Origin of the sequence: uncultured Aurantimicrobium sp. (genome assembly GCF_936931525.1) — a bacterium.
Classification (GTDB): domain Bacteria; phylum Actinomycetota; class Actinomycetes; order Actinomycetales; family Microbacteriaceae; genus Aurantimicrobium.
Genome location: NZ_CAKZII010000091.1, coordinates 1 through 12,750, shown reverse-complemented (window position 1 = coordinate 12,750; position 12,750 = coordinate 1). Strand labels below are relative to the sequence as shown.

Annotated in this window: 8 protein-coding genes; 7 read left to right on the top strand and 1 reads right to left on the bottom strand. The window is 55.5% G+C overall.

Going from position 1 to position 12,750, the window contains the following annotated elements:
• Window positions 1–3: 3 nt before the first annotated feature.
• The 5 genes from Q0362_RS04205 to Q0362_RS04185 all read left to right on the top strand — a co-directional run bounded on the left by Q0362_RS04205 (window position 4) and on the right by Q0362_RS04185 (window position 9,400).
• Entirely contained in the window at window positions 4–801 is a 798-nt protein-coding gene (locus Q0362_RS04205; RefSeq protein ID WP_298120150.1) for a CDP-alcohol phosphatidyltransferase family protein, read from the top strand.
• The gene (locus Q0362_RS04200) at window positions 785–1,687 is read left to right on the top strand and encodes a glycosyltransferase (RefSeq protein WP_366099774.1); all 903 of its coding nucleotides are present in this window, start codon (window positions 785–787) and stop codon (window positions 1,685–1,687) included. Before Q0362_RS04205 ends, Q0362_RS04200 begins: the two co-directional genes overlap by 17 nt.
• Window positions 1,688–1,725: 38 nt before the next feature.
• Window positions 1,726–2,955, top strand: a complete 1,230-nt coding sequence (locus tag Q0362_RS04195; RefSeq protein WP_298120145.1) for a hypothetical protein — start codon at window positions 1,726–1,728, stop codon at window positions 2,953–2,955.
• Window positions 2,956–3,020: 65 nt separating this feature from the next.
• Window positions 3,021–6,194, top strand: coding sequence for an ATP-dependent DNA helicase (locus tag Q0362_RS04190; protein ID WP_298120142.1), 3,174 nt, complete (start codon window positions 3,021–3,023; stop codon window positions 6,192–6,194).
• On the top strand, window positions 6,191–9,400 hold the full coding sequence (locus Q0362_RS04185) for an ATP-dependent DNA helicase (RefSeq protein WP_298120139.1): 3,210 nt from the start codon (window positions 6,191–6,193) through the stop codon (window positions 9,398–9,400). The genes Q0362_RS04190 and Q0362_RS04185 overlap by 4 nt, the downstream gene beginning before the upstream one ends.
• Here the strand turns inward: Q0362_RS04185 and Q0362_RS04180 are convergent.
• Complete coding sequence (locus tag Q0362_RS04180) at window positions 9,340–10,407, bottom strand: phosphotransferase (protein WP_298120136.1); 1,068 nt, start codon at window positions 10,405–10,407, stop codon at window positions 9,340–9,342. The two genes, Q0362_RS04185 and Q0362_RS04180, sit on opposite strands and share 61 nt — an antisense overlap.
• A gap of 83 nt (window positions 10,408–10,490) precedes the next feature.
• Between Q0362_RS04180 and nudC the strand changes: the two genes are divergently transcribed.
• Together nudC and Q0362_RS04170 are read left to right on the top strand one after the other, a co-directional pair.
• Window positions 10,491–11,468, top strand: a complete 978-nt coding sequence (gene nudC / locus Q0362_RS04175) for an NAD(+) diphosphatase (protein ID WP_298120133.1) — start codon at window positions 10,491–10,493, stop codon at window positions 11,466–11,468.
• The coding region (locus Q0362_RS04170) for an ATP-dependent helicase (protein ID WP_298120130.1) at window positions 11,465–12,750 on the top strand (1,286 nt) is incomplete at its 3' end. The genes nudC and Q0362_RS04170, both read left to right, overlap by 4 nt.

Here is a 12,750-nt window from a genome sequence, read left to right as displayed (position 1 = left end):
GACGTGGATAAGCCCACCTCTCTCGCTCAGCTGCGCGAAGTTACTCAACCACCTGAGGTGCGTACGCGTGCCAACGCAGAGCACTGGGTAGCTCACCTGTATTTGCGTGACCTTTCGCCCTATGTCACGTGGGTTTTGCTCAAGACACCTATCTCTGCCAACGGTGTGACCGGGCTCATGATCCTCACCGGCTGGGCAACGGCAGCTGCATTACTCATCCCGGGAATCTGGGGACCAGTTCTTGCCTTGGTCTTGGGGCAACTCCAAATGCTTATTGACTGCTGCGATGGGGAAGTTGCGCGCTGGCGCAAAACCAAGAGCCCAGCAGGACACTTCCTGGACGCAGTGGGTCACTACACAACTGAGGCACTGATTCCCCTTGCACTTGGTTTGCGTGCTGCCGGATTTGCAGATAACTCTCGCCCCATTGACTGGATGTGGGTTGCCCTCGGTGCATTCTTGGCCATCGTCATCATCTTGAACAAGGTGCTCAACGATTTGGTGCGAGTGGCCCGAGCTATGTCCGATTTGCCCAAGTTGGCAGATGCCAAGGGAGCTAATGCTCCACGACCCGGTGTTGTTGCGAAGCTTCGCCGCATGGCCCGTTTTGTTCCCTTCCACCGCATTTACCACTCGGTGGAGCTGACCATCATTGCCTTTATTGCCGCGGTTGTTGGTCTGGCTGTGGGAGAACTTCAGGTCAGCCAGATACTGGTTGCTGTATTACTGCCATTGTCTGTCCTTGCCATTATTGGCCACTTTGTCGCCATCATGACGAGCTCCCGTGTCCGGGCTGCCTAGTCACTCAGAAATCGGCGTTCGACCTCGTGTGGGCGTCGTTGTGCTCACGATGGGACAGCGCCCTGAAGATCTTTCCCGCGCCCTCAAGAGCGTGCTCGCTCAACAACTTGTGATCCTTGACATTGTGGTGGTGGGTAATGGCTGGCGACCTGAATTTCTCTCTGCTGGGGTTCGTGGTCTTTTTCTTCCAGAAAACTTAGGTATTCCTGCCGGTCGCAATGCCGGCGCCGCCAAGGTTTCCGGCGAATACATCTTCTTCCTCGACGATGATGCCGAGTTGGCGGATCCACTCTTCCTGTCCGAAGGCATTAGAAAGCTCCACGCAGATTCTTCGCTGGGTTTGATTCAGCCACGAATCACAGATCCAACGGGCAAAACGACACCGCGTCGCTGGATTCCTCGCTTACGCAAAGGAGAGGCGACCGACTCCAGCTACGTGTTCTCCGTGCTGGAAGCAGCGGTGTTGATGCCCACACGTGTCTTCGAAGACATCGGCGGCTGGGGAGATCCCTACTTCTATGCCCACGAGGGAATTGAGCTTGCGTGGCGAGTATGGAACGCAGGAAAAACGGTGTGGTACGCCGGTGACATGGTGGTCCACCACCCGGTCACCAGCCCCACCAGACACGAAACCTACTACCGCCTCAATGCTCGAAACCGGGTGTGGTTGGCCAAGCGCAACCTTCCGTGGGTTCTGGTTCCGTTCTATGTGCTCTCCTGGACGGGGGTTCAGTTAGTGCGCTCACTTCGGAACCGTGGTGCAGGTTTGAAGCCGTGGTTTTCAGGCTGGGTCGAAGGTTGGCGTGAAAATCCTGGAGGCCGCGTCGGTATGCGCTGGCTTACCGTGGCTCGCATGACCAAAGCTGGCCGTTTTCCAATTCTCTAGTCGTAACCGACTTATTCTTCGCAAGTTAGGCTAATTTCATGGGTTTGATTCAAGATGCGCGTTCGGCAACAACGTTGCTCTCCAAAGCACTTCAGGGTCGTCTGAGGCGCAAAGAACTTGCTCGCAAGCTTGCAGAAAACCCACTTCCTGAGCACAACTTCAAAGTGGGAGTGTATTTCGCCGATGGTGAAGTCAACCTGTACCAAGTGCGCCAGTGGTACAAGCCGCTCGAGGAGTTGGCAAAGACGTGGCCTGTTGTGATTTTGAGTCGTAACACTTTGGGCGCACTCAAGATGCTCGATGAATCACCGGTCCCTGTTGCGTATGTGCGCACCGTCGTGGATTTGGAAGAGTTCATCGCCGACCAAGATTTGCATGTGATTCTCTACGTCAATCAGAACGCCCGTAACTTCCAGATGTTCCGTTACGGAAGTCGTTTCCACGTATTCATCAACCACGGTGAATCCGACAAGATGTACATGACGACCAACCAATTCAAGGCCTATGACTACAGCCTGATTGCCGGTGATGCGGCCCGTGAACGTCTCGGTCGTGTGCTCTGGGACTACGACTTTGATAAGAGGGCAATCCCTATTGGCCGTCCTCAAGCCGACCATTACACCGGAACTGTTCCCTTCGAGCCTGATGGTCGCGAAGTGGTGCTCTATGCCCCCACCTGGGAGGGTGACCGCCCTGCTGCAGCCTATGGCTCAGTTGAAACTCACGGACTTGCCCTCGTGGAAGCACTCATCGCGACCGGACGTCACCGTGTGATCTATCGCCCCCACCCCCGCAGTGGTGCTGTGGACTTTGACTACGGTCAAGCTAACGATCAAATCAAGGCATTGTTGCGCCGGGCCAACTCTCATGACCCAGCTGCCAAGCACATTGTGGATGAAGGCGCTGAATTAGGTTGGCAGCTCTCTGTTGCCGATATGGCCATCGTGGATATTTCCGCCATGGTTTATGACCGACTCGCTGCAGGCAAGCCACTGATCATTACCCGCCCTGTCAACCCCGAAGCAGAAATCGATGAAGGTGGCTATCTCAGTGACTGTGAATGGTTGACCGCAGATCAGGCAGGACAGATTGTCACGCAGATTGACGCCATCGAACATGATCCTGAGGCACAGGCACGACTTGCTCGCTGGTGCAAGCACTACTTCGGAGACATCACTCCAGGTGTTCCGACCAAGCGTTTCCATGATGCCATCGAGCACTTGATGAATGAATGGGACAAAAACGCGAAATTGCACGCCTCCGACTAATTCTCAAACGCGCTACTCCGGCTTGTTTCCGCGGGAGTGTCAGTGGTTCGCAGTAGCGTGGGGATGTGGCTAAAACGGGGTTTGTGCAGCGTGAAATTGCACCCGTGCGCCCTTTTGCCCCTGACCTCATTCAGTCGCAGATTATCGAGCTTCCCCGTGACCAGTCAGCAGTCATTCTGGGTGCTCCAGGGACGGGAAAGACACAAGTCCTAACCGAACTCGTTGCAGCACGCGTTGCTCAGGGTGTGAACCCAGACAACATTGTGGTGTTGAGTCCTCATCGTGTTGCTGCCGGTCGCCTTCGCAATTCCTTGGGCCTGAGGTTAGCGCGAGCGACCAATGGCGCACTAGCTCGCACTCCTGGTTCGCTCGCGTTTTCCCTCGCAGGTGAACATGCACTGGCATCGGGCCAGAGTGCTCCGCGAATGCTGACCGGAAGCGAGCAGGACAGCATCATTGCTGAGTTATTGCTGGGCCATATCGAAGATGGAACGGGGCCTGCCTGGCCTGACCCACTTGTTGCTGAAGTGCGCCAGCGCCGCGCCTTCCGCAGTGAACTGCGTGATCTCTTTGCGCGCAGCACCGAGGCTGGATGGACACCAACAGAACTTCGTGCGCAAGGACTCTCCCGAGAACATCCCGAGTGGGTTGCCGCAGCAGAATTCTGGAATGAATATCGCGAGGTACTAGCTGGTTTCCGGACAGAATCTTTTGATGCTTCCGAAATCTTGGCAATTGGCGCAAATGTTCTCGCAGAGCCTGCTGTGATGCCTGATGTGGAACTCGTTCTTGTCGATGATGCGCAGGAGCTCACCTGGGGTGCTGTCAGGATGTTGAAAGCCTTTGCCGCCCGTGGAGTTCCTGTCATTGTTTTTGGTGACCCTGACATCACCACCACTACCTTCCGAGGGGCTGTACCCAATTTCCTGGGACGTTTTGCCGTTGAGTTAGGAATCCCTGCCGAACGATCACTCACCTTCGTACTCGAATCTGTGTATCGTCACGGCCCTGCAATTCGCACTGCTGTGCACAAAATCACAGAGATGGGTTCGGCAGAAGCCGGTGCGCAACGCAAAGCACTCTCCGTGGTGGACAATGCTGTTTCTCAGCCGGTGAGCGTCATTGAACGTCCGTCACGCGTGGCCGAAACCACCGCTATCGCGAGGGAACTCCGCGAAAAGCACATTCTCGGCTCCACGCCATGGTCTCAGATGGCAGTTGTGGTGCGCACCAGCTCGCTGGTGCCGCAGATAGCTCGCGCACTTGCTGTGGCAGAAGTTCCCACGAAGACGTTGCTTTCGGAACGTTCCTTGAAAGAACACCCTGCTGCGCTGGATCTCATCGCCGCCATCGCTGTGGCGATGGGCCGGATGGAACTCACTCCCAACGTGGTCAACGATTTATTGACCTCACCCATGGTGGGATTGACCGTCCTTGATCTTCGTAGATTGAGACTGGCATTACGCCACGATGAACTCGCTGCCGGGGGAGTGCGCACGGGTGAAGAGCTACTTATCGCCGCACTCGACCAACCTGCTGACCTTGTCACACTTGATTTCGCCCCTGCCCGCCGTGCTGCCCGTTTCGCAGAAACACTGCAGATGCTCCGAGCAGAGATTGCTGCCGGGAACTCGATCGAAGAGTTGCTCTGGACAACGTGGGAACGCAGCGGTTTGGCCAAGACCTGGGGCACTGAGGCACTCAGTGCCGGTCTTGTCGCTGATGATGCCAACCGAAACCTGGATGGTGTGATGGCGTTGTTCACCTCCGCCAAGAGATATGTCGAAAGATATCCAGATCGCCCTGCAGCCGAGTTCATTGCAGAGCTTTTGGATGCCGATGTTCCTGAAGATACTTTGGCCCCTCAAGCTCAAGCTGATGCAGTGTTGGTCTGCACCCCTTCGGCGTTGATCGGCACCGAGTTCGATGTTGTGGCAATTGCTGCCGTGCAAGAAAACCTGTGGCCAAACCTGAGGCCACGAGGTTCGCTTCTCCATGCTCAAGACCTCATGGGAGATTCCGTCGGCATTGAGGTTGATTTTGCAGCTTCTCGCAAGGAGGTCCTTGACGATGAGTTGCGTATGTTTGCGGTGGCCATCTCCCGTGCCCGGCAATCCGTGATTCTCACTGCGACAGCAAATGATGACACCTTGCCTTCGCCTTTCCTGAGGCGGATCGAAGCGGCTACAGGGATAAACCCTGAGGCTGTTCACGATTCTGAACGCAATGGGCTCAGTGAGTATCCGCTCACTCTGCGTGGTTTGGTGGGATCTCTGCGCAGGGCACTCACGCTGGCCCTGCGTCGAGGTGAGACCTCAGAACGCAGCGCCCAGCTTGCACATGCTTTGGCCAGACTTTCTGCTGCCGAGATTCCAGGTGCTTCACCTACGCAGTGGTATGGCTTACGTGAACCTTCAACAGATGCACCTCTTGTTGATCTCAGTGAGGATGGAAACACGGTTTCCGTGTCACCGTCCAGGCTTGAAACATGGGAAAAGAATCAGCTCGCCTGGTTTATTGAATCCGTTGTAGGGCGAACCTCAAGCTCTGCCCAAGGCATCGGCACCATCGTGCACAAAGTCATGGAAGACGCCAGCGCAGATGATTCAATGCCGATCGACGCAGACTCACTCTGGGCAGCAGTAGATGCACGTTGGCATGAACTTTCGTTCGATGCAGAATGGCTGAGCACGGGCGAGCGCCGTCGAGTTCGCAAAATGGTTGCTGCGGTGTCGGAGTACTTGCAGAACTTCCAGAGTGACGGAAAGACCCTGCTCGCTACAGAAGGTGGGTTCACCCTGGAGTTGGGGAAAGCAACCCTGCGCGGTTACATCGACCGCATTGAGCAAGACGCTATTGGACATGTCGTGATCGTGGATCTCAAGACAGGGAAGTATGAGCCTCGTGTGAAAGATCTTCCCGAGCATGCTCAGCTTGCCTGTTACCAATTAGCACTCACCGAAGGAGTACTCACAGATGTGCCCGAGGGGTCACGTAATGGCGGAGCAAAACTCATCTACGTGACGAACGGCACCAAGGGCAAGCTCTACAAAGCTATGGAACAAAAGCCCTATGACGAGAGCGAATTGGCCACCATCCGTGAACGTATTGAGACCGCAGCCCAAGGTATGGCAGGTAACGAATTCACGGCACCGATTGTGATCGAAGAAGAGCGCGGCAAGCCCCACACTCGATACGAATTCCGCATACATACAGCCCCGGCGGTGTCGGCATCATGAGTGATTTCCACATCAGCGCCTTAGAGCTGGCACGTCGTCTCGACCAACCAGATCCCACGCCAGAACAGCAAGCCATCATCGAAGCTCCACTCGAGCCTGCTCTTGTCATCGCGGGTGCGGGAAGTGGCAAGACTGAAACCATGGCCAACCGTGTGGTGTGGCTGGTGGCTAATGGCAAGGTCTCGGTCAATGAGATTTTGGGTATGACTTTCACTCGCAAGGCAGCTGGTGAACTCGCAGAACGTATCCGCAAGCGGGTAGCCAAACTGGTTGCGGAAAAGGTTGTCCCGCTCGAGATGGATGAGCTCGATCAAGCCACCGTCACGACCTATAACTCTTTTGCAAACCGTATTTATTCGCAGTATGCCGTGCTTATTGGGCGTGACCCCGATGCGACAGTGTTGGGTGAGGCAGCTGCCTGGCAGCTGGCCCGTTCTATCGCTCGTGAAGGAACGGGGGAAGTTCTCTCGGATCTCGACAAGAGCCTGGATGTACTCACCGAAGCGATACTTCGTCTATCCCGCGCCATCGCCGACAATGTGGCGGACCCTGCAGATATTGCAAGCTTTGCTCGCTCACTTGATGAGCACACCGTCAACATGCCTATCGATGGCCCTGGTAGTCGAAAGAGTGCTGCTGTTGATGCGTGGGTCAAGGCACGTGAAGTGGGAACGACACTGCCGGTGTTAGTTGACCTCGCGACCGAATTTGCTGCAGCCAAGCGCCGCCAAGGCCTCATTGAATACAGCGATCAGGTGGCATTGGCACTGGAAATCTGTCAACGCTTTGACAGCGTTGTGGCAGATTTCCGAAGTCAGTTCAAGGTTGTTCTCCTCGACGAATACCAAGACACCTCGGTTGTGCAAACGCAATTGCTCAGCCTGCTCTTTGCGCGGACACCTGTCATGGCCGTGGGAGACCCCCACCAATCAATTTATGGCTGGCGAGGCGCATCCGCAGACAATATTGAACAGTTTGGTGCTGCCTTTGGTGCCGGAGTAGAGCTCACCCCGACCTACTCGCTGGCGACAAGTTGGCGTAACCCGGTGGGTGTGCTCGATGCTGCAAACGTATTGGTTCGACCGCTTTCCGCCAAGACGCAGATCCCCGTCACGCAATTGCGTGCCAAGCCTGATGCGCCGCAAGGTGAGGTCGAACTGAGCGTCTCGGAAACGATCTATGACGAAGCCCAACAGGTGGCACTGTGGCTGAAGGATCGCGTTAATGATGAGACCACGTCAGCGATGCTGTGCCGTTCTCTCAAAGGCATTGAACCGTTCAAACGAGCATTAGATGAGCACGGAGTTCGGTATCACGTGGTGGGCCTTGGTGGCTTGCTCGATGAGCCGGTCATTGTGGACTTGGTGTGCACGCTGCGCGTTCTGCACGATGCCACTGCAGACTCTGAATTAGTTCGTCTACTGACTGGGGCCAGGTGGGCAATTGCACCTCGGGACATAGTGGGGCTCAGTGCTGTCGCGAGATGGATGAGTGAGCGCGATCATCGTCAGCAGCGCCTGAGCGAAGAAGTGCGCAATGCACTGCGTAACTCCGTTGTGTCTGAAGATGGTTCTTCTTTGGTTGATGCACTGGACTTTGTCGTGTCAGCACCTGAGAATCACAAGGTTTTGGAAAATCTCTCCGCTACCGGTCTGGCCCGACTCAAGCTGGCCGGGGAGCAGATCGCTCGTCTGCGTCGCCGAGTGGGTGTGGACTTACGCGAACTTGTCACGATTGCTCAGCAGGAACTCCTTCTGGATATCGAAGCGGTCGCGAATGAATCTGCTGCAACTGCGCTTTCCAGCCTTGAAGCGTTCATGGAACCCCTCAGTGCCTATGTTGACGGCGAAGACCGAGCAACGCTGGGTGGCTTCCTTAGCTGGCTGAAGGAAGCTGAAAGACGGGAACGCCTGAGCCCCCAATCTGCCCCTGCTGAGCCATGCACGGTCCAAATCATGACGATCCACGGTGCTAAGGGCTTGGAGTGGGACGTCGTGGCCATTCCTCGCATGGTCAAAGATGAGCTTCCCGGTAATCGCACTCGTGCCGAGAACTGGTTGGGATTTGGCCGTCTGCCTTTCCAATTCCGTGGTGACGCCTTGCATTTGCCCGTATTCAACTGGCGCTCGGCAACAACTCAGGTTGAGCTGGGGGAGAGTTACGACGAATTCGTCGAAGAGGTCCGCGTTCGCTATGACGATGAACAGCGCAGATTGGCATACGTGGCACTCACGCGCGCTAAGCACTCTCTGCTGCTTTCTGCCTCTTTCTGGTCCACACAGGTCACCCCACGACCTCCTGGACTATTCCTGCAAGAGCTAGCCGCTGCTGGGGTGTTCTCCGGGGAGCTTCCCCTTGCCCCTGAGAATGAAACCAATCCTCTCGGTGATGAGGAAGAGACTGTGACGTGGCCCTTGGATTCGCTTGGTTCTCGCAGAGATGTTGTTATGCGTGCCGCCGAAGCGGTCTATCTGGCTAGTCCCACCGTGCCAACGCCCTGGGATTCGGAAATTGATCTTCTTCTCGCTGAGCGTGATCGCAGATCGAATGCTGATGTAGAGATTCCGTTGCCTGAGCGAATTCCCGCCTCACGCTTCAAGGACTTCATCGAGGATCCACAGGCCGTTGCCCGGTCCTTGCGCAGGCCGTTGCCCGAACGCCCCTTCCGTGCCACTGCATTGGGAACCCTCTTCCACTCGTGGGTTGAAGAACGCTCTGCAGTTTCAAGCCACATCGACCTCGTCGACGCCCACCCGGGTGAACTCGACGGCTTAGATGCAAGCGCCCTCGTTTCTGCAGATGAGCAGACCCTACGGACATTGAAAGAAACCTTTGAACGCAGCCAGTGGGCCGCCCGAAAGCCTGTTGCTGTCGAGTTAGAAGTCAACGTTCCCTTTGGAAACAGCATCATCATTTGCAAGATTGATGCCATCTATGAAGTCGAAGGTTCTCACGGTCAACGCTTCGAAATCGTGGACTGGAAAACTGGCAAAGCTCCGAAAGATGCTGAAGATCTCGAGCTCAAGCAGTTCCAGCTCGCCCTCTATCGACTTGCCTATGCTCGCTGGTCGGGCGTTCCCGCCGAGAACATTGATGCTGCCTTCTACTTCGTTGCCGAAGACAAGGTAATCAGACCAGAACGGATTTACTCCGAAAGAGAGTTAGAAGAGCGCTGGTCATCCGTGACAGGCTCCATGCCGCGATAGCGAGCTGAAGACGCATCACCTGGGGTTTCATCCAAGAGTTCAACAACTTCGGTCACGGTCAACACAGGAGCCGTGTCTGTGCCAATAGCGTTGGTGTTTTCCTGGTGAACACTGTCGACTAAGCGGTCCAGCATGTCGATGGCGTCATCGACTATCTCTGGGCTCTTCTGCTCAACACCGTGAAGTAGCCAACGAGCAAGTTCCAGCTCGGAGTAGAGAGTCGCACGCTGACGAAGCTTGGGGTCAACCAGCGAGTGACGTGAGTCGCCATAGGCGGCGAAGGCGGCATCTTGTGAATCCACGGGCGCATTGATAATCCAGTGCATGTCTGAAGCAGGATCTCCCACGCGCAGTGCTGCCCAGCCCAAAACGCCAGAAACCGAATCGGTTCCTGCGATGAAGGAATCAGCACCGAGCGAGCCGTGAATCACGGTGGGCTCAAACAACCAGAGCGAGCTGTCGTTGACAGCTTCTTGCCAACGAGCAGAAAGTGCGGCTGGAAGAAGAGCGGTTCCCTGAGCTTTGGAAACAAGATCTCGCGTTTGACGCTGAATGTCTTGTGCAGAGAAGAAGGGGAGTCCAGCATCAGAGACGAAGTGGGTCGGCAACGAGTGAATCGACGCAATCGAAGTTCCAATGGAAGTAGGCAAACCTGATTCTGCGGTGAAGTCAGCGAGCGAAATCTGGTGACCGTGAAGGAATTCAAAGACAAGTCCGAAAGTCTTACCAATGGGTGCGCGCCCAACCAGGGTGGGCACATCAAAGCTCAGACGTGAGCGAATGCCCGCCGTCATCGTCTCGAGTGCATACTTTTCTGCACCGAGCTGCGCTTCAGCTTCTGCCGAGTTGGGAACGCGAACAATCAGCTCACGGCCAGTGGCATCAGTGACGATGGCTGCAAAGAAGTCACCGTGCATTCCGGTGGAGAAAGCCTGGGCTTGAACGGGGTCAAAACCGGGCACAGCCGCTGTAGCCAACGCCGCTAGAGTGATATGAGATCTGGCCATGAAATACAGGCTAATTCGCGGATGTGCTTGTGGCACTCAACGCCACGCATCCAATGCCCTACTGATACCCCAGAACGAGTGCAATGACTGACGAATTCACGCAACGACTCACGTTGTCTCGTCATGCCACCGATCGCAGGGCTGAATTACGCACCAGGCCTGCTTTGCTCGATGAGTTAGCTGCAGACGCACGTACTCGCGTCATTGTGCTCAACAAAGGTAAAGCTTTAGTTGCCGGGAACCAATTAGTCACGCTGACCTTGGAACAGCTCAATGCAGTCACCCCGGCACAATCTCAAGAAATTATCTTTCTCGGCATCAGCACCGTTGAGTCATCTGGTGAACCTATTGGAACCCCGTTCTTGGCAGCAACGGTCGATGACAGTGCTGCCGGGGTTCTAGGCCCTGAACAGTCCAACTGGGGTGATCTCCGTGTGCTCGGCCATGAACTCTCTGACCGCGATGCAGGTTTGTTCACGCAAGCACTTGCCTTGGCGAACTGGCACCGTACTCATGCACATGCACCCTCAAATGGTGAGGCGACGGTTGCAGGTCAAGCAGGTTGGGTTCGCCATCTTCCTGAAGATGAATCAGCACAAGTATTTCCCCGCACAGACCCAGCAGTGATTGTGCTCGTCGTTGATGACCAAGACCGTCTGCTCATGGGCAACAATGCGATGTGGGAAAGCAATCGTTTCTCTCTGCTGGCTGGGTATGTTGAGCCCGGTGAATCGCTGGAAGCAGCGGTGATTCGTGAAGTGTTTGAAGAATCAGGCGTTGTCGTGACGAACCCTGTTTATCTCGGCTCACAGCCGTGGCCATTCCCGCAGTCCCTCATGCTCGGTTTCAGGGCTCAGGTAGCAGCAGGCTTTGATCCGGAGAACCATGTTGCTGATGGTGAAGAAATTCTGAAACTGCGGTGGTTCACTCGTGATGAGCTCAAAGCAAGCCTGGATGAGATTGTTCTTCCTGGCAAAGTTTCCATTGCCCGCGCATTGATCGAGGAATGGCTAGGGGAGAGTCTCGACCAAGAACACACCTGGCTTGGACAACCATCGTGAGCGAGATAGTTCCTGTGACACCTGAAGAGCTCCTTGCGGGTCTTGATGAAGACCAGCGTGCTGTGGCGGAAGAACTTCGAGGACCTGTTTGTGTTCTCGCTGGTGCGGGCACAGGAAAGACTCGTGCGATTACCCACCGCATTGCCTACGGCATTGCAACAGGAACATATTCTCCCGATCGTGTCTTGGCATTAACGTTCACCAATCGAGCAGCAGGAGAGATGCGGACGCGTCTGCGCCACTTGGGTGCCGGTCCCGTTCAGGCTCAGACCTTCCATGCGGCAGCTCTTCGTCAGCTTGGGCACTTCTGGCCCATGTTTGTCGGTGGCGAAACCCCGAAGATTTTTGAATCAAAGTCAAGGCCACTTGCTGAGGTTGCCACTCAACTGGGCCTCAAACTCGACACAGCAACCTTGCGTGATCTGGCTTCAGAAGTGGAATGGCGCAAGACAAGCAATCTGAGTCTCTCCAGCTATGAAAAGCGTGCTTATGCCCGCCCCATGCCAGGAAATCTGGCCGTTGCAGACGTTCTTGCCGTGATGAATGGTTATGAGGATCTCAAAGATGCTCGCGGCCAGATAGATATGGAAGACGTGTTGCTCCTCACAGCTGGGTTGCTGGAATCGGAAGCAGCGGCCGCTATGGAAGTGCGCGAGCGTTACCGTTTCTTCGTCGTGGACGAATATCAGGACGTCTCACCTCTGCAGCATCACTTGTTAGATCTGTGGCTTGGCGACCACCGCGATCTGTGCGTGGTGGGAGATGCAAGCCAGACCATTTATTCCTTCACCGGCGCAACCAGTGATTACTTACTCTCGTTCGGCACGACCTATCCGGATGCACATCTGGTGAAGCTAGAGACGAACTATCGGTCAACAGCACCAATAGTTTCGGCAGCAAACGCCTTGATGCGAGATCGCCCCGGTGCATTGACCCTGACTGCGGCAACCCCCGACGGACCCAGCCCACAACTGGCGGAGTATCCCAATGACGGTGCTGAAGCACGTGCTGTGGCAACGAAGATTGCCGCGGAGATCGCAGGAGGGACCCTTCCTGAAGATATTGCTGTGCTTTATCGCATCAATGTTCAGGCGGTTGCTCTAGAACAAGCACTTTCTGACCTTGGAATCAGCAGCACCATTCACGGCGCGAAGCGTTTCTATGACCTTCCAGAAGTTAAACAAGCCATCATGGCGTTGCGCGGGGCATCTGTCTCTGTCTCGGGGGAGCCCTTGTTCAAATCCGTCAGTGATGTGTTGCGCTCGGTGGGGTGGAGCCAGGA